The 17,437-nt window shown below is 45.5% G+C and carries 16 protein-coding genes; 14 read left to right on the top strand and 2 right to left on the bottom strand.

The genetic code is table 11. The annotated features are described in order from the left end of the window. Positions 1-50 precede the first annotated feature (50 nt). The 13 genes from ACN0RF_RS02900 (at position 51) to ttcA (ending at position 15,050) form a co-directional block, all read left to right on the top strand. Positions 51-1,130 (top strand): efflux RND transporter periplasmic adaptor subunit, encoded by a 1,080-nt coding sequence (locus ACN0RF_RS02900; protein WP_417438001.1) that lies wholly within the window; start codon positions 51-53, stop codon positions 1,128-1,130. Further along, a complete protein-coding gene (locus ACN0RF_RS02895; protein ID WP_417438000.1) occupies positions 1,123-4,248 on the top strand; it encodes an efflux RND transporter permease subunit in 3,126 nt (1,041 codons plus the stop codon). Before ACN0RF_RS02900 ends, ACN0RF_RS02895 begins: the two co-directional genes overlap by 8 nt. Positions 4,249-4,350: 102 nt before the next feature. After that, entirely contained in the window at positions 4,351-5,991 is a 1,641-nt protein-coding gene (locus tag ACN0RF_RS02890; protein ID WP_417437999.1) for a methyl-accepting chemotaxis protein, read from the top strand. Positions 5,992-6,133: 142 nt separating this feature from the next. Next, positions 6,134-7,570 carry a cytochrome-c oxidase, cbb3-type subunit I gene (gene ccoN, locus ACN0RF_RS02885; RefSeq protein WP_034820948.1) on the top strand — a complete coding sequence of 479 codons (1,437 nt, stop codon included), beginning with the start codon at positions 6,134-6,136 and terminating at the stop codon, positions 7,568-7,570. Positions 7,571-7,581: 11 nt separating this feature from the next. Then, a complete protein-coding gene (gene ccoO, locus ACN0RF_RS02880) occupies positions 7,582-8,202 on the top strand; it encodes a cytochrome-c oxidase, cbb3-type subunit II (RefSeq protein WP_417437998.1) in 621 nt (206 codons plus the stop codon). Continuing rightward, a complete protein-coding gene (locus ACN0RF_RS02875) occupies positions 8,202-8,384 on the top strand; it encodes a cbb3-type cytochrome oxidase subunit 3 (protein ID WP_011234545.1) in 183 nt (60 codons plus the stop codon). The genes ccoO and ACN0RF_RS02875 overlap by 1 nt, the downstream gene beginning before the upstream one ends. Then, on the top strand, positions 8,377-9,330 hold the full coding sequence (gene ccoP, locus ACN0RF_RS02870; protein WP_417437997.1) for a cytochrome-c oxidase, cbb3-type subunit III: 954 nt from the start codon (positions 8,377-8,379) through the stop codon (positions 9,328-9,330). The genes ACN0RF_RS02875 and ccoP overlap by 8 nt, the downstream gene beginning before the upstream one ends. A 53-nt stretch (positions 9,331-9,383) precedes the next feature. Next, positions 9,384-9,881 (top strand): FixH family protein, encoded by a 498-nt coding sequence (locus ACN0RF_RS02865; RefSeq protein ID WP_417437996.1) that lies wholly within the window; start codon positions 9,384-9,386, stop codon positions 9,879-9,881. Positions 9,882-9,885: 4 nt separating this feature from the next. Continuing rightward, positions 9,886-12,264, top strand: a complete 2,379-nt coding sequence (locus ACN0RF_RS02860; RefSeq protein WP_417437995.1) for a heavy metal translocating P-type ATPase — start codon at positions 9,886-9,888, stop codon at positions 12,262-12,264. Then, positions 12,261-12,446 (top strand): cbb3-type cytochrome oxidase assembly protein CcoS, encoded by a 186-nt coding sequence (gene ccoS, locus ACN0RF_RS02855; RefSeq protein WP_034820965.1) that lies wholly within the window; start codon positions 12,261-12,263, stop codon positions 12,444-12,446. Before ACN0RF_RS02860 ends, ccoS begins: the two co-directional genes overlap by 4 nt. Beyond that, positions 12,418-13,086, top strand: a complete 669-nt coding sequence (locus ACN0RF_RS02850; RefSeq protein WP_235598930.1) for a sulfite exporter TauE/SafE family protein — start codon at positions 12,418-12,420, stop codon at positions 13,084-13,086. The genes ccoS and ACN0RF_RS02850 overlap by 29 nt, the downstream gene beginning before the upstream one ends. 68 nt (positions 13,087-13,154) lie before the next feature. Next, on the top strand, positions 13,155-14,081 hold the full coding sequence (gene uspE, locus ACN0RF_RS02845) for a universal stress protein UspE (RefSeq protein WP_417437994.1): 927 nt from the start codon (positions 13,155-13,157) through the stop codon (positions 14,079-14,081). Positions 14,082-14,147: 66 nt separating this feature from the next. Then, entirely contained in the window at positions 14,148-15,050 is a 903-nt protein-coding gene (ttcA, locus tag ACN0RF_RS02840) for a tRNA 2-thiocytidine(32) synthetase TtcA (protein WP_417437993.1), read from the top strand. A 67-nt stretch (positions 15,051-15,117) separates the two neighbouring features. On the opposite strand, the gene ACN0RF_RS02835 is transcribed toward ttcA, so the two are convergent. Further along, positions 15,118-15,963, bottom strand: a complete 846-nt coding sequence (locus ACN0RF_RS02835) for a glucosaminidase domain-containing protein (protein ID WP_417437992.1) — start codon at positions 15,961-15,963, stop codon at positions 15,118-15,120. A gap of 7 nt (positions 15,964-15,970) precedes the next feature. Then, on the bottom strand, positions 15,971-16,831 hold the full coding sequence (locus tag ACN0RF_RS02830; RefSeq protein WP_417437991.1) for a hypothetical protein: 861 nt from the start codon (positions 16,829-16,831) through the stop codon (positions 15,971-15,973). Between ACN0RF_RS02830 and ACN0RF_RS02825 the strand changes: the two genes are divergently transcribed. Beyond that, a complete protein-coding gene (locus ACN0RF_RS02825) occupies positions 16,830-17,405 on the top strand; it encodes a pseudouridine synthase (protein ID WP_417437990.1) in 576 nt (191 codons plus the stop codon). The genes ACN0RF_RS02830 and ACN0RF_RS02825 overlap by 2 nt on opposite strands. Positions 17,406-17,437: the final 32 nt, after the last annotated feature.

Here is a 17,437-nt window from a genome sequence, read left to right as displayed (position 1 = left end):
GTTTGCGTAACATACAGACAACCTTCTTTTAACAAAATAGCTGAGTACGAATGATGGCATCATGGTTCAGGCAGTCTGTTTTTTTAATTCCGTTACTATTAATGTTGGCAGTATTTAGCAACCCAGCAGTGGCTCAGGCTCCGGTTGAGTACGTTGAAGCCAAAAATCAGCCAGTTATTAATAGCGTTGATGTACCCACCACCCTATCCGCTTTGAATAATTCGCAACTCAGTTTTGCTGTTGAAGGAAAGTTGTTGAGCCTGAATAAGGATATTGGAGACAAAGTAAGCAAAGGTGACGTACTTGCCAGTTTAGATTCGCGTCAAATTAATTCGACAATAGAGTCTTTGCAGGCTCAGGTAGACAGCGCTCAGGCCAGTCTTGCCGATGAAAGACAGCAGTTGAGCGAACTGGAAGAATTAGCTGAAACCTATTTTGTTCCAGCTAGCGATTTAAGACGCTCCCGTACCCGGGTTCAAGTTGCACGAGCGCAACTGGCAGAAACAAAGGCAATGCTAAACGAGACTGAAGTTAATCAAAACTATCATCAACTTACGGCACCATTTGACGGTGTTATTACGAGTCGCTCTGCGGATTTAGGTGAATGGTTAAGTGCTGAGCAAGTCGTGTTTCAATTAGTAGGCAGTAAGAACCAGCATGCAGATGTGTTTCTTTCGCAGTCTTACTACTCCTCTATAAACTCTGCTACTCAGGCTTCGCTCAGCTACAAAGAGACGACTATTGATGCTCGTTTAAGTCGTATTGTGCCCTTTGTTGACGGAAATGACCGCTCTTTTCAGGTTCGGCTGACGGGTGATTATCCTGAGAACTGGGTTGTAGGAATTCCATTAAGTGCTTCATTTGAGATAGATACGGGACGGGTTCAGACTTCGGTGCCGCAGGATGCGGTTGTTCGCTACAGCGACGGCAGAACCTCCGTCTGGATCGCGATAGAAAGGGACAATGAGTGGCAAGCGAAAGAACAGTCCGTTGAACTTGGCTTACGCTTCAATGGTTATGTAGAGGTGGAAAACGGTTTAGATGAAGGCGAGAGAGTCATTGTACGCGGTAATGAAGCTCTAACTGATGGTCAGGTACTAAAGCTTACGGAGTCTGCCGACTATGATTGAAGCCGTAATAAAGCATAAACATGTCACCATTGTTGCCATTTTAATACTTTGTTTACTGGGTATAACAGCAGCGATGCGCATTCCGGTACAAATGATCCCTGATTTAGAAGTCAGAACTATTTCTGTACAGACTCAATGGCCGGGGGCCACGCCGCAAGACATTGAAAAAGAGATACTGATTGAGCAGGAAGAGTTTCTTCGTACTGTCCCTAACTTACAACGTATGGAAAGCAGTGCCAGTAATGGCGAAGCAAGCATAGAACTGGACTTTCCTTTCGGAGTTGACGTTACCGAAACATTAATCCTGGTTAACAATGCGTTAAGTCAGGTACCGGATTACCCTGAAAATGTAGATGAGCCTCGTATTTTCTCCGCTTCTTTTTCCAGTAACGCGTTTATGTATTTTAGGGTTGCCCCAATTGAGGATAACCCTAAAAACATCAACATGATCATGATGCGCGATTACATTGAAGACAACGTTCGTCCAAGAATGTCTTCAGTTGCTGGCGTCTCGCAAGTGAATGTTAGTGGCGGTGCACAAAGACAAGTTCGTATCCTTATGGATAAAGACGCACTGATTCAATACAACATATCGGTTGATGATGTCAGAACCGCAATAAGCGGACGTAACCGCGATACCTCGGCCGGAGAACTGGAACAAGGCAAACGCCGATTCCTGCTGCGCACGGTTGGTCGTTTTGATTCGCTTGAAGAAATAGAAAACACCATTATCCGCAGAACCGGTGACAGTCTGGTTAGATTAAAAGATGTTGCTGATATCGACTTTAATCACTTTGAGCTGAACAGTGAGTCCTGGTTTAAAGGCCAGCAGGTACTGAGCCTTCAGGTTCAGCGTGAGCTGGGCTCTAATGTCATTGATATAAAATACGCGATGCTGGACGAAGTTGAGCGCATTAACGAAGAATTGCTGCGCCCGGCCGGTATGGAAATTACGCTAAATTCCGATGATGTTCGCTATGTCGAAAGTTCAGTTCAGAATGTACTGGTGAACTTACTGTTAGGCGCCCTGTTCGCAACTCTGGTTATGTATGGTTTGATGCGTTCAGGCCGCGCGACGTTAATTGCGGTTATCGGTATTCCAATTTGTACTCTGGCTGGTTTTCTGGGGCTGTTGCTACTGGACAGAACCATCAACGTCATTTCATTAGCTGGCATAGCATTTGCCATTGGTATGACTTTGGACAACACCATTGTGGTGTTAGAAAGTATAGAGCTTGAACGACGTAAAGGACTGAACCCTAAAGATGCGGCAATTGAAGGTGTGAAACGAGTCTGGACCGCGATGCTCACCTCTACCCTGACTACCGTCATGGTTTTCCTGCCAATTCTCTTTATTGTTCAGGAAGCCGGACAATTGTACTCCGATATCGCTATTGCCATTTCGGCATCCATTATTGCTTCGATGTTTGTTTCTGTGACCTTAGTGCCTTTACTCGCCGCTTATTTTCCTGCGCAGGCTAAAACCAAAGTGACAGACAAACTGACCAACCGAATTGAAGCTATCAGTAGTCGACTTTTACGCTCTAAAAAATCAAAACTCAGCACTGTAGGGGTGACCTTTTTTGCCGTGGTGGCAATTTGGTGGTTTCTGATGCCACCCGCAGAATATTTGCCTGAAGGGGAAGAAGCTAAAACTTTTGCCACTATGAGCGCCCCACCCGGCTATAACTTGCAAACCATGTCTTCTATTGGAGATGAAATACGTGATATTTTCGATCCGGCATTAATGACGGAAAATAATGAGGTTACCCGTTCAGGAGTCACTATTCCCGCCCTTAAAACTATGAGCTTAAGCGTCGCTCCGTCGAATATTCGTATTATTGCTGAAACCCGCGATACAAGCCGGATTGATGAGCTAATGGAAGTTATTACTCAAGTTTACGAACGCTACCCCGGCATGCGGGCCTTTGCAGCTAAAGGCTCTATTATAAGCAGTAACGATGGTGGTACCCGCAGTATCAATGTCGATGTTGGCGGACAAGAGCTCAACGAGGTCTATGCGGCAGCACGAGCTATATATGATCGCTCGCAAAAGGTTTTCGATGATCCCAGAATTCAATCCACACCGAACTCCCTTACTCTTGCCCAACCTTTATTAGAGGTTCGCCCTGACTGGGAACGGATGAGTGAATTAGGTCTGGATGCAGACAGTTTTGGTTACGCTGTTTCCGCGCTAACTGACGGGGCTTTTGTTGGTGAGTACTTTCAGGGTGACGACAAAATTGATATGTACCTGTACAGCGACAAAGGTACGGAAGTAACGCCGGAAATGCTCGATGACTTGCCATTACTTAATGTCAACGGCCGCTCCGTGGCATTAAATGCAATTAGCGAGGTGCGCGAAATTGTCGATACCAGTACCGTACGTCGCGTCGACAGCAGGCGTACGGTAACCTTAAATATCATCCCCCCAGAGTCAGTTGCGCTTGAGTCCGGCGTTGAGATGGTCCGTTCAGAAGTGTTAAAGCACTTACGGGATCAAGGTGTTATAGCTGCTGATATTTCGACTCAGTTGTCCGGTGCGGCCGATCAGCTTGCGGAAACCCAGGCCGCACTGAGTGAAAACTACATTATTTCCATCGCTATTATTTACCTGTTGATGGTCGCAATTTTTGCCCACTGGGGTTATCCGTTACTGATCATGGCAACCATACCCATGGGAATAAGTGCGGGTATTGCCGGGTTAGCTCTTATGAACGGCGTCGGCCAGCTGTTACCCGCCATTGGGTTACAGCCGCTGAGTCAGCCTTTCGATATGATTACCATGCTTGGCTTTCTCATTCTTATGGGGACTGTCATTAATAACCCTATTCTGGTGGTTGAACGGGCTATTTATCTTCGCGATAAAGAGAACTACTCAATTAAAGAAGCTGTTCAGGAAGGTTTGCTGTCGCGCGTGCGCCCCATAACCATTACAACCTTAACCACCCTATGCGGCATTGCACCTCTGGTTTTTATCCCCGGGGCCGGCACGGAGTTATACAGGGGCGTTGGGGCTATTGTGATGTTTGGCTTAATCGGCGCCGCATTAGTTACCGTGTTTACCTTGCCAGCTTTATCTGCGTTGGTACTTAAAGGGAGAAAGATCAAGTCTTAGAAAAATAAGCACCATTAAGCTATTTTTCTGCTGTAAAGATTTTGTAACCTGCCGATAGCCTATTACGAAAGCTTTCCGACGGTTGTTAAATAAGGATTATTAATGAAAATCGTACAGCAATTAAGTATCACACAGAGACTTATATCATTATTGGGTATCGCCGCTCTGGGAACCGCCCTGATGGTAGCCTTTATGATGTTCATCCTTAATAGCCTATTGGTTGATGAAGAGAAACGTAAACTAAACGCCGTGCTTGATGCCGCCCACACCATAGTCGACTACTACTATCAGGAATATCAGGACGGCGACTTAAGCGAGGCCGAGGCGAAATCTAAAGCATATGAACGACTTGACAATATACGTTACGAAGAAAGCGAATACGTTTTTACATTGAGCCGTGCCGGCGTTCTGGTACAGCACCCTTTTTCAAAGCAATTAGTCGGCAAAGACGTAACCAGCTATGAAGATCCGGAAGGCACAAGACTGTTTCAGGAGATGGTTCAAAAAGCACGTTCATCTGATCGCGCAACGGTCGAGTACATTTGGCAAAAAGGCAGTAATGCCGACAACCTGGTGCCTAAGATTAGCCGAATTAGAGTATTTGAACCCTGGAATTTGATTATGGGTACAGGTCAGTACACTGACAATATTACCAACATGTTATGGCAGGAGTTCTTTAAACTAGCCGGATTAGCAGCCGTTCTGGCAATCCCTCTTCTATTAGTCTTTTTACTTATTATACGCAGCATCACTCGTCCTTTAGCGACGATTAATAGTGCTATGTTCGACATCGCCGAAGGCGAAGGAGACCTGACTAGACGACTGAATGAATCGGGTTCTGATGAGCTTGCCCGACTTGCAAAATCATTCAACACCTTTGTCCACAAAATTCAGCAACTTGTTCAAAGTGTGCAGGAAAGTGCACGAAATGAAAGCGAAGCTGCAAGTCAGTTGACTGAGTTGTCGGGTACCAGCAGCCGTCAAAGTAATCAGCTTAGTTCACAAACAAGCTCTGTCGCTACAGCCATTACCGAATTGTCTTCCTCCGCTTCAGAGGTTGCTGATCACGCTCGTCAGGCGGCCGACTCGGCTAATACGGCAGACGAAGAAGCGGGACGTTCAGCTATTATCGTACGAGAATCTGTTAATAATATTGAAGCACTAACTTCTGAGCTGGGTAAAGCAGGCGAAAAAGCCCGCTTACTGCAAGATGGTTCAGACAAAATTGGAAATATACTCGGTGTTATTGTTGCTATAGCAGAGCAAACCAACTTACTGGCGTTAAATGCCGCCATTGAGGCTGCTCGTGCTGGCGATGCCGGGCGCGGATTTGCGGTTGTCGCCGATGAGGTCAGAACTTTAGCAACCCGCACGCAGCATTCAACGGATGAAATTTCTTCTATTGTGGAGAGCATTCAAAGTGCCATTAAAGAGGTAAGCCAAATTATCAGCGACGTTGAGCATCGTTCGGCATCAACAAATGAAGAGGCCTTGAAAGCCGAGCAAGCGATAAGTCAAATTCAGGAAGCCGTTGCGAATATATCGAGTATGAATATACAAATTGCCTCGGCGACCGACGAGCAGAGCCGGGTAACCAAAGATCTGAATGAGAATATCACGGGAATATCCGACCTTTCTCAGGCCAATCAGGACGCTAATACACGCGTTGCTGAAGTCAGTCGGGATTTGAGTAAAAACAGTATTGATTTGAGTCAACTTGTCAGTCGGTTTAAGACAAAATAACCTTAAAAATACAGGGGATACTGGTAATCTCCCCTGTACCTTTCAGCTCACAAGACGTAAAATAAATGCACTTTTACATGGATTGTGTCTGTCTGGTAAAAGTCACCTTTTTCCTGATCTTACATCACTGCGGATTTAAAAGATGAGTCAAACAATTCCACAACAACCGATCGAATATAATATGAAAGTCGTCCGGCAGTTTACTGTCATGACGATTATTTGGGGTATCGTCGGTATGTCTGTAGGCGTATTGATAGCTGCCCAGCTTGTCTGGCCAGAGCTTAACTTCAATACTCCCTGGCTAACCTACTCCCGTCTTCGCCCGCTACATACAAACGCTGTTATTTTCGCGTTTGGTACCAGCGCTCTTTTTGCCACTTCTTACTATGTTGTTCAGAAAACGTGCAGAGTGAGCTTGTTCTCAGACAAGTTAGCAGCGTTTACTTTCTGGGGGTGGCAGGCCGTTATAGTGGCAGCCGTTATTACTCTGCCGATGGGTCTAACCAGTACGAAAGAGTACGCTGAACTTGAGTGGCCTATCGACATTTTAATTACTGTCGTCTGGGTGGCTTACTTAATTGTCTTCTTCGGCACACTGGCTATTCGTAAAACATCACACATTTATGTCGCTAACTGGTTCTACGGTGGTTTCATTATCGTTATCGCCATGCTGCATATTGTGAATAGCTTCGCTATACCGGTGTCGTTTACCAAGTCCTATTCAATCTATTCAGGTGCTGTCGATGCCATGGTTCAATGGTGGTACGGACACAACGCTGTAGGCTTTCTTTTGACAGCGGGTTTCCTGGGTATGATGTATTACTTTGTACCGAAGCAAGCTGAGCGCCCTGTTTACTCTTACCGCTTGTCGGTTGTTCACTTCTGGGCTCTTATTTCCTTATACATCTGGGCCGGACCTCACCATTTACACTATACCGCGTTACCAGACTGGACTCAGTCGGTCGGTATGGTCATGTCTGTTATCCTGTTCGTACCTTCATGGGGCGGCATGATTAACGGTATCATGACGTTATCTGGCGCATGGCATAAGCTGCGAACCGACCCAATTCTGCGTTTCTTAATTGTTTCTCTGTCATTCTACGGCATGTCGACTTTCGAAGGTCCGATGATGGCAATCAAATCAGTGAACGCGCTTTCTCACTACACTGACTGGACTGTGGGTCACGTACACTCTGGGGCTTTAGGCTGGGTTGCAATGATCACTATCGGTTCCATGTACTACCTGGTACCGCGCCTGTTTAACCAGAAAGAAATTCACAGCATTAAGCTAGTGAACGTTCATTTCTGGCTGCACACTATCGGCGTTGTTTTCTACATCGTCTCAATGTGGATTTCAGGTGTTATGCAAGGTCTTATGTGGCGTGCAACAAACTCTGACGGAACCTTAACTTACAGTTTCGTAGAGAGTGTTCAGGCTTCATACCCATTCTGGACAGGCCGCTTCATCGGTGGTGTTTTCATTGTAATTGGTATGTTGCTGATGGCTTATAACTGTTATCAGACAATTCGTGCCGGCCGTCGTGAGACAGCTGCAGGCAACGTCGTACAAACTGCCTGAGGGAGAGAATAATGAGTCGTTTTAAACACGAATTTGTTGAAAAGAACTTAGGTTGGTTGTCAATTTTAATGATCATTGCGGTTTCTATCGGTGGGTTAGTAGAAATTACTCCCCTGATTTTTCAAAACCAGACCAATGAACCCATAAAAGGTTTGCAGCCATACACCGCGCTAGAGCTTGAAGGTCGCGATATTTATATGCGCGAAGGTTGTAACAACTGCCACAGCCAGATGATTCGTCCATTCCGTGCAGAAACGGAACGTTACGGACACTATTCATTAGCTGGCGAGCACGTTTGGGAATTCCCTCACCTTTGGGGTTCTAAGCGTACGGGTCCTGATCTGGCACGTGTGGGTGACCGTTATAGCGATGAATGGCATCACGTTCATTTAATGAACCCTCGTAATGTGGTTCCTGAATCTAATATGCCAGCTTTCCCTTGGCTTGCAGAAAACACGCTAACGGGTGAATACACAGCTAAGAAGATGGAAGTTATGCGTACATTGGGCGTTCCTTACGAAGACGAGGACATCGCCGATGCAAAAGAAGCCGTTCAGGGTAAAACTGAAATGGAGGCTCTTATCGCTTACTTACAATCGCTTGGCACAACGCTACAGCAGGCTGATAAGTAATGGATTACGGAACTTGGCGCGGCGTGTTCAGCCTGATCATACTGGCAATTTTTATTGCCATCGTGGCCTGGGCGTTCAGTCGCCGTACGAAAAAGCAATTTGATGATGCGGCTAATTCTATATTTGAGGACGAGTCATCAATAGATAACAGCGACAAACCGGAGTCGAAGAAAGATGAGTAGCTTCTGGAGTGCATGGATAATTGTTTTAACGCTGGCCACCTTAGTGGTATTAATTTGGCTATTGCGCTGGAACATGAAAAATTACACTCACATCGAAGAAGGTCAGGAAATGGACCACGAATTCGATGGGATTGTAGAATTAAACAACCCTCTTCCTAAATGGTGGACCTATTTGTTCTGGGCCTGCTTTGTATGGGGCTTTATATACCTGGCTCTATACCCAGGGCTTGGGAACTTTAACGGGCTGCTTGGCTGGAAAAGCTCAAATCAGGATATTCAGTCCTTAGAAGAGTCTCGCCAGGCAATGGAAGAAGCCCATGAAAAAGGGATGATTGTTGAGTATGACCGTGCCGTTCGTGCTGCGGAAGAAAAGTATGGCCCTATTTTTGCGGCATTTGCAGAGCAGCCAATTGAAGAGCTGGCAAAAAATGAAGATGCGCTAGATGTTGGTCAACGTTTGTTCCTGCAAAACTGTGCGCAGTGTCATGGCTCGAACGCTATGGGTGGTCAAGGCTTCCCTAACCTGACCGACGACGACTGGCTATATGGTGGTGAACCAAGCAATATAAAAACCACCTTGCGTGAAGGACGTCAGGGCAATATGCCAGCATTTGGTGAGCAGTTCAGCGATAAAGAAATTAATGAACTAGCGAACTATGTCGCCAGCTTAAGTGGTCGTGAACGTGATGCCGATTTAGTCGAAGCTGGCAAAGCAAACTTCGCAGTTTGTAGTGCGTGTCACGGAGCTGATGGCAAAGGTAACCAGCAGCTCGGCGCGCCAAACTTAACTGATGACGTCTGGCTTTACGGTGGTTCAATTAATAAAATTGAAGAAACTCTGAAGCATGGTCGTAACGGCGTTATGCCCAAGTGGAAAAACATTCTGGGTGAGGATAAAATTCACGTTATTTCAGCTTATGTCTACAGCTTGTCTAACGAAGAATAAAATGTAGTAAACACAGCCCCGCTACGGCGGGGCTTTTTGTATGAGGTCTCATTATGATTCAACCCTGGTATAAGCAGTTCTGGCCATGGTTTCTTATTTCCCTCCCCGTTACTGTTATGATCGTCTGTGGCGTTATTATTTATCTGTCCGTATCTCAGGGCGGCGTTTCCATGGTGGTTGATGACTACTACAAACGCGGCAAAACCATAAACGCAATTATCGAACACGTTGAGGAAGCACAACGTCGCAATATCTCTTTTGAGTTTACTGCTGACAAAGGCTTGTTTACTCTTAAATATGCATCGGGTCAGCCGGAAGAGCTGTCTGCTCTACGAGTGTTTTTTATTCACGCTACGCAAGACGAAAAAGATTTTACCCGCATGTTGACGGTTGCTTCCGATGGTACCTATCGGGCAGATATCCCTGAAGATATTGATGGCAGCTGGACTATAACCGTAGAACCTTTTAATGAGGTTTGGAAAGTAAGCGAAAAGTATAAATTGCCTAAAGCTGAATTAACTAAGCTTCGTCCGTTATTATACGGAGTCTGATTAAATGGAATGTTTTCATTGCCTGCAGCCAGTTCCTAAAGGGGTTAACCTTGTTGTTGAGTACAAAGGTTCTGAAAAACCGGTCTGTTGTGCTGGGTGTCAGGCTGTGGCACAAACCATTATTCAGCACAACTTGCACGCTTATTACGAACACCGAGACACATCTCAATTACAGGACTCCCCTGTTCTTCCCGAAGAATTAAATGATTTAGATCTCTACGACAATCCTGACTTACAAAAAGAGTTTGTAAGACACGAAGGAGCTGACACCGAATTAGCAGCCCTGACCGTAGAGAACATTACCTGTGGCGCCTGTGGGTGGCTAATTGAACGTGAACTGTTGCGCCTTGAAGGTATACAAAAAGCTGTGGTTAATGTTACCAGCCGCCGGGTGCAGGTTAGCTGGTCTCCCGCTAAGTTAAAATTAAGCGATATTTTAAGAGTCTTAGCCAATATTGGATACAAGGCTCTGCCATTCCAACCCAATGAAGCCGAGCAACAATATGCACGGCAGCGCAAGAGCTATATCCGTAGGTTAGGCGTAGCAGGCATTGCTACTATGCAGGTTATGATGATTGCCTTTGGCCTGTATTTCGGCGTCGTCAGCGATTTATCACCTGACCTACAACGCTTTCTCTGGAGCATTAGTCTGGTTTTTGCCACTCCGGTTATTCTCTATAGCGCACAACCTTTTTATGCAGGTGCCCTACGAGCTTTACAGGCATCGCGTTTGAACATGGACATTCCCGTCAGTATTGCCTTATTAGGTGCATACAGTGCCAGTGTGTACGCGACAATAACCAACACGGGTGAAGTTTACTTTGAATCCATCTCCATGTTTACTTTCTTCTTGTTGACGGGTCGTTTTCTGGAACTGCTGGCAAAAGAACGGGCATTAAAGTTCGCCACTAACCGTCTGACCTTGCTGCCTAAACTGGCTAACCGTGAAACTCCCGAGGGCTATGAATCGGTTGCCATTAAGTTACTTGCAAGCGGCGATATTATTCGGGTAAAAGCTGGTGAAACCATTCCTGCAGACGGTGAATTACTGAACCAACAAGCTCAGGTTGATGAAAGTTTATTGACCGGAGAAAGTCTGCCCAGGTCAAAAAAGCTTGGAGACGCGGTTATTGCCGGCAGTATTAACCAACACTCTCCAATACGGATAAAAGTCACAGCAACCGCTCAGCAAACGGTTCTCGCCGGCATTATTGCGATGCAGGACTCTGCTTTGGCGGTTAAACCTAAAGCGCAGCAAGTTATCGATAAAATTGCGGGCTATTTTATTGCTGCAATTTTAACCGTTGCGGTTATTACTTATTTCAGCTGGTGGTGGCTCCAGCCAGATCACGCCCTGTGGGTTACTTTAGCGGTATTGGTTGCAACCTGCCCTTGCGCTTTGTCTCTTGCGGCACCAACCGCATTAACCGGCATTATCCACCGACTAAACCGAGATGGCATTTTATTAAAAGGCTCAGGTGTTCTTGAGTCGGTTAAACACCTGAATACAGTCTGCCTGGATAAAACCGGTACTTTAACTGAAGGCAAATTCCGACTGGTTGAGCGAAAAGATTACATAGACTCCAGCACCGTTAATAAATTGGTTAGCGGGCTCGAGCTTTTTTCCGAGCACCCTCTTTCGGTTCCGTTAAGCCAACTGTCGGACACCCCGGCGTCGTTTCAGAACGTCACTAACGAGATGGGATTTGGTCTACAAGGCGAATTTGACGGGAAGTTATATCGTGCAGGTAGTGAAAGTTATATTCGGCAGTGGCATCCGGAGTTTAAAGCTCTTAACAAGCACCAGGTGGTTATTGCCAGTAGAGAACGGGTTTTGGCCGAGTTCAGAGTTGAAGACCAAATAAGAGAGGATGCCGCTGAAACCATTAATTGGTTAAAAAGCAACGGTTATCAACCTATTATCCTAAGCGGTGACAGTGAATCGAGAGTTCAGTCACTGGCTCATGAGCTGGGTATACCGGAATATCACAGTGCCTTGAAACCAGAAGAAAAGCTTGCTTTTGTTACGGCTCAACAGGAAGCCGGACATACGGTCTGGATGATTGGTGACGGTATTAATGACAGTCCGGTTCTGGCAAAAGCTGACCTTTCAATGACGTTTTCTCAGGCATCTGACTTAGCACAAACCGCAGCGGACGTTGTGCTAATGTCTGAATCTCTGAATCAAATTAAAGTGGTTATAGAGAGCGCACTTAAAACACGCAAGATCATGCAACAAAACTTCATTTGGGCATTGGTGTATAATGTTTCTGTATTACCTGTAGCTGCTATCGGTATGATTGCCCCCTGGGCAGCAGCACTTGGTATGTCGCTTAGTTCTCTTCTGGTAATAGGAAATTCTCTAAGGTTGTATCGAAAATGAGTGTAATTTACGCATTAATTCCCATCGCTATAATTTTCGTTATTATTGCTGTTGCGGTATTTTTCTGGGCGGTACGCTCCGACCAGTTTGAGGACATCGAACGTCAGGGACTCAATATTCTGATGGACGACGAAGATAACACCAATAAAGCTGATGATGAATCCGATAAACCCAGGCGCTGATCTTGTTACAGCCTTACTGATGGGGCTTGCCGGCGCCGGGCATTGCTTAATGATGTGCGGCGGTATTGCCAGCGCTATGGGTATTAATACCCGCCCCTATCATGTCTGGCTGTATAACTTAGGCCGGGTGTGCTCCTACATGCTTATTGGAGCTTTGGTCGGCGGAGCTATCGGCTTGTTTGCTCCGGAAGGCGGTTATACAACAATCATTCTGCGCTGGTTAGCTGTGGCTTTTCTCCTCTTGCTTGGACTGTATTTTACCGGATGGTTTTCAGGGTTGGTGTATCTGGAAAAGTCAGCTCGCCCAATTTGGCAGAAAATACAGCCTCTGGCCGCAAAACTCAGAAACAAGCCGGGTATTTTTGCCACCTTCTTTGCCGGGGCTTTATGGGGCTGGTTACCTTGCGGAATGGTTTATAGTGCTCTCAGCTGGGCGGCTTTAAGTGGTTCAGCCAGCGGTGGTGCCTTAACCATGGCGGCGTTTGGTCTGGGAACCTTACCAGCCATGGTAGCCGCCGGGCATTTCAGCCAGTTTCTGCATCGCTTTTTACGCGCCCAGGGCGTACGTACGGCCATGGGAGTTTTGCTCATAATTTATGCTTTATGGAGCATGTTGACCCTAATCAAACCTTTTTTCTAATAAAGCCTGCAAAGCGTTCTGCTTTCGTCTAATCTTAAGAGTGAATATAGATTAATAACGAGGTCAGTATGGACGCATTCCGTCATGTTCTAGTTGTTATAGACGCTGCCGATGAGCAGCACAAAGCATTGAAACGTGCTTTACATATGGCTCGGTTGAGCGATGCCAGATTAACGCTGTTTTTGTCTATTTATGACTTTTCTTACGAAATGACAACCATGCTTTCCAGCGAGGAACGCGACGTTATGCGTTCAAACCTTATAGCGGACAGAAGAGCCTGGTTAACCGACGTATTGAGTGAATTTGATACAGATGCGGTTCGCATTGATATTGATGTGGTCTGGCATAACCGACCTTTTGAAGCCATTATCAAAGAAGCTATAAAGCACAAACACGACCTTATTATAAAAGGCACTCAGGTCAGTGCCAGTTTCCAGAACTTAATTTTTACACCAACCGATTGGCACCTGCTGCGAAAAGCCCCCTGCCCGGTTTTGCTGGTTAAAGAACATGAGTGGCCAAGCCATGGGCAGATCATTGCTGCTGTTCATACCGGTTCTGAAGAAGAACATCACCAGCAGTTAAATAGACGCATTATTGAACACGCGCAGTCCATGAGCAATGTGCTGAATGCAAGTGTGCACCTGGTCAACGCTTATCCCAGTGCTCCGGTTAACGTAGCGGTGGAAATTCCTGAATTTGATGTCAGCGAATACAGCGATGCTCTCGAGCAGCACCACGTTAACCGCATGGCTGCGCTGGGACGCGATTACGGCATTTCCAGCCATTACCAGGATCTGTCGCAAGGTTTGCCGGAACAGGTTATTCCCGAGGCGGCAAAACAATTAGATGCTGAACTTGTGGTGTTAGGGACTATTGGCCGCACAGGGTTAAGCGCTGCGTTACTAGGTAACACAGCTGAACACGTACTGGACCAGTTAAATTGTGACGTGCTGGCAATTAAACCAGAAGACTTTGTCAGTCCCCTCGCTTGAGTTTAATGCCTCAGGTATAATCCGGCTCCTCAGAACTTACAGATGACACAGGTTGCAGGAGCCACTATGGCCAGTGAAAATAAATACAGTTTCAATAAGCTACAGAAACGTATTCGCCGCGATGCGGGAAAAGCCATACAAGATTTCGGAATGATTGAAGACGGTGACCATATTATGGTGTGTCTGTCGGGCGGTAAAGACAGTTACACTTTGCTGGACACCCTTCTCTATCTGCAAAAAGTTGCTCCTGTTCGCTTTTCTCTGGTTGCGGTTAACCTGGACCAAAAACAGCCCGGGTTTCCTGAGCATGTGCTTCCGGCTTATCTGGAAAAGCTTGGTGTCGACTACAACATTGTTGAAGAAGACACCTACAGCATCGTAAAAGACAAAATTCCCGAAGGAAAAACAACCTGTTCGTTATGCTCTCGTCTTAGACGAGGCATTTTGTATCGCACAGCGAAAGAGCTAAAAGCGACTAAAATCGCTCTTGGCCATCATCGCGATGATATGATTGAAACCCTTTTTCTGAATATGTTTCACGGTGGCAAGTTAAAATCTATGCCACCCAAATTAGCCAGCGATAACGGCGAGCATGTTGTTATTCGCCCTTTAGCCTATGCTCGTGAGAAAGAAATAGAGCAATACTCTACCGCAATGGAATTTCCTATTATTCCCTGTAACTTATGCGGCTCTCAGGAAAACCTGCAGAGAAAACAGATAAAACAAATGCTTAATGGGTGGGACAAACAGTTTCCGGGCAGAATTGAAAGCTTATTTACGGCAATGCAAAACGTTGTACCCTCGCATTTAGCCGACAGTGCCCTGTTTGATTTTAAGGCCGTTACCGCAGACGGCGTTGCTAATGAAAATGGCGATAAAGCCTTTGATACAGAAAGCTTTACTTCAAACTTTGAGACTGAAGAAAGTCCTGTTTTTGCCAGTAATATTCCAATAAAACATTTGGCCTAACCCAGATACAAAAAGAGGCTCTGAATTGAGCCTCTCTTAAGTTATATCAGTATAATCCTGCTTAACCCTACTCGGGTTGCGGAGTTTCCGGCGTTTTCAATTCTTCGCTGACTTTTTTTACAATAGGTCGGTTGATACGAATCATTGCGCGTAGTTCATCAATGTAATGCTCACCGCGTTCAGAATAGCTTGATAACCCCGTTATTAAATCTCTTGCCAGTATATCTTCATTATCTAAGCGCTTTTGTTCGCGTAATAAGCGCAAATCCAGATAAGCGCCATGAGTATTAATATTACGCATATAACTTTTTACTGACGCATTAACCGAGTCAAATCGCGCAACTTCATGGCGACCATCTTCATCCCTTCCTGTAGGAACTAAACCACAACCTTTGGAATAACACCATTGACCAAACAAGTTCAGTCCTTTACGTGAAAATCTGGATGTTCCCCAGCCCGATTCATTTGCAGCCTGAACAAGTACCATCATTTCCGGAATAATATCCATGCGGCGTTTTAGTAAACCAAATAAATTTTCATCAATTGCAATGTCGTCTTCCAGTCGATAATACTCAATCCAGTCCGCAAGCTGTTTTTTATCGGCCTCAGTTAACTCATTGTTTTTAAAACGCTCGTAAGTTGCTTTAAGGTAAGCCCTGTCATGCAATATACGTATATTTTCGGCTTCTACCATTGGCAATAGAAAGCGAAAAAACTCTTCTTTCTTTTCCGTAACATCGGTCATCGACATAAAGTCAGGTAAATCTCTCTGCACAGGCACGTCAGGAATGGCCGGTAAATGAGCTGTGACCGATTGCTCCGGAGCTTCTACTTCGGTTTCTTTAATAAGCCACGGTAACAGTAACGCCGCTATGCTCAGTACAATAAATAGTAGTATGGTTAATAATCGCATGTATTCCTCAGGCTGAAATATTTTCAGACGAATTATTGTTGGGTTTCTCTATAACCGTTACGCCAATAACTTCCCGATAGACCACTCCCAGGAGGTTATAAATCATTGGCAACATCCAAATAAGGCCTAGTCCAAAAGGAATAATAGCCAGAAGTAACAAGCCCGCGAGAATCAAAAATAGCAAAATAAATTTAGGCAGCTTGAAATGGATGATTTTTATTGAATAGTACAAGGCGTTTAGCGGACCCACTCCTCGTTCAATAACTAAAGGCATAGCGAGTATCAAAATAACCGTAATGTAAAGTTGTGCCAAAATAGAAACGTTTGGATGAATCAAGCCAAAGAGTTGACTGGAGACAATGCTTAGCAACGTGCTTATCAAAGCGACAGCAATTAAAGGGAACATTACATTGAAACCATTAAAGACATCTGCGCTTTTTGTGCCGATACCGACGCTGTGTTTGATGCCCATTAACATCAAGCCACCTAATAAAGGAGCACTGATGACAGCTTGTAAAATGCTGGAGAAGTACTGAAGTTTTATTGATGTTTGCAGACTCTCAATCGAAAACACGTTCATCAAAATGAGTACCATCACCACATTAATACCCAGTAAAGCCAAAAAGCCACCAATTAAAGGAGTCAGATTGGATTTGGTAATGTTAAATGCCTGCTCAAAAATTTGCCGCAACGACAGCTGATAGTTTCCTTTAAGCGATTCAACTAATGAACCACCAATTATTACTTTGTTATCATCCACAGAAATTCCCACACTTTTTTGATCAGTAAGATAAACTAGCGCCCGATATACTAGAGTATCCTCTGGTACGATCCAATTTAAATCGACAGAACAATCTGAGGCAGTCATGAAATCGCAGACAAAACGACCGGCAAACCCCAAGTTGGTTTTACTGAACAAGCCTTACGGCGTTTTATCTCAGTTTACCGGAGAAGAAGGCGACCAGACTTTAAAGCCGTTCATTCCCCATAACGACGTTTACCCCGCCGGACGTCTTGATAAAGACAGCGAAGGGTTGTTGTTGCTAACCAACGACGGCGTTTATCAGGCTCGCCTTGCTAATCCTAAATACAAAGTCTGGAAAACCTACTGGGTGCAGGTAGAAGGTGACCCAAGCGAAGAGCAGTTAGAACAATTAAGAAAGGGTGTCGAGTTAAACGACGGAATGACCCGCCCTGCTGAAGCCTTCGTTATGCCTGAACCAGTGAACTTATGGCCACGAAACCCTCCCGTTCGCGAGCGAAAAAGCGTTCCTGACAGCTGGCTTTGCCTTAAAATTCGCGAAGGCAAAAACCGCCAGGTTCGCCGTATGACAGCGCATGTCGGGTTACCTACCCTTCGCCTGATACGAGCCGCTGTCGGCCCTTTTCAGTTAAAAACAATGCAGCCCGGCGAATGGCGTTCAGAGCCACCAGTTTGGTAACTTCCTGAGCTACCCTCGTGCGCGCTAAAATG

This window comes from Idiomarina sp., assembly GCF_048260185.1.
In the GTDB taxonomy this organism is placed as follows: domain Bacteria; phylum Pseudomonadota; class Gammaproteobacteria; order Enterobacterales; family Alteromonadaceae; genus Idiomarina.
The sequence above is the reverse complement of the archived record's forward strand: the minus strand, read 5'-3'. Positions and strand labels throughout refer to the sequence as shown.

Coding starts and splice junctions, on each gene's coding strand:
- ACN0RF_RS02900 (WP_417438001.1), top strand. CDS start 51: ATGATGGCATCATGGTTCAGGCAGTCTGTTTTTTTAATTCCGTTACTA.
- ACN0RF_RS02895 (WP_417438000.1), top strand. CDS start 1,123: ATGATTGAAGCCGTAATAAAGCATAAACATGTCACCATTGTTGCCATT.
- ACN0RF_RS02890 (WP_417437999.1), top strand. CDS start 4,351: ATGAAAATCGTACAGCAATTAAGTATCACACAGAGACTTATATCATTA.
- ccoN (WP_034820948.1), top strand. CDS start 6,134: ATGAGTCAAACAATTCCACAACAACCGATCGAATATAATATGAAAGTC.
- ccoO (WP_417437998.1), top strand. CDS start 7,582: ATGAGTCGTTTTAAACACGAATTTGTTGAAAAGAACTTAGGTTGGTTG.
- ACN0RF_RS02875 (WP_011234545.1), top strand. CDS start 8,202: ATGGATTACGGAACTTGGCGCGGCGTGTTCAGCCTGATCATACTGGCA.
- ccoP (WP_417437997.1), top strand. CDS start 8,377: ATGAGTAGCTTCTGGAGTGCATGGATAATTGTTTTAACGCTGGCCACC.
- ACN0RF_RS02865 (WP_417437996.1), top strand. CDS start 9,384: ATGATTCAACCCTGGTATAAGCAGTTCTGGCCATGGTTTCTTATTTCC.
- ACN0RF_RS02860 (WP_417437995.1), top strand. CDS start 9,886: ATGGAATGTTTTCATTGCCTGCAGCCAGTTCCTAAAGGGGTTAACCTT.
- ccoS (WP_034820965.1), top strand. CDS start 12,261: ATGAGTGTAATTTACGCATTAATTCCCATCGCTATAATTTTCGTTATT.
- ACN0RF_RS02850 (WP_235598930.1), top strand. CDS start 12,418: ATGATGAATCCGATAAACCCAGGCGCTGATCTTGTTACAGCCTTACTG.
- uspE (WP_417437994.1), top strand. CDS start 13,155: ATGGACGCATTCCGTCATGTTCTAGTTGTTATAGACGCTGCCGATGAG.
- ttcA (WP_417437993.1), top strand. CDS start 14,148: ATGGCCAGTGAAAATAAATACAGTTTCAATAAGCTACAGAAACGTATT.
- ACN0RF_RS02835 (WP_417437992.1), bottom strand. CDS start 15,963: ATGCGATTATTAACCATACTACTATTTATTGTACTGAGCATAGCGGCG.
- ACN0RF_RS02825 (WP_417437990.1), top strand. CDS start 16,830: ATGAAATCGCAGACAAAACGACCGGCAAACCCCAAGTTGGTTTTACTG.
- ACN0RF_RS02830 (WP_417437991.1), bottom strand. CDS start 16,831: ATGACTGCCTCAGATTGTTCTGTCGATTTAAATTGGATCGTACCAGAG.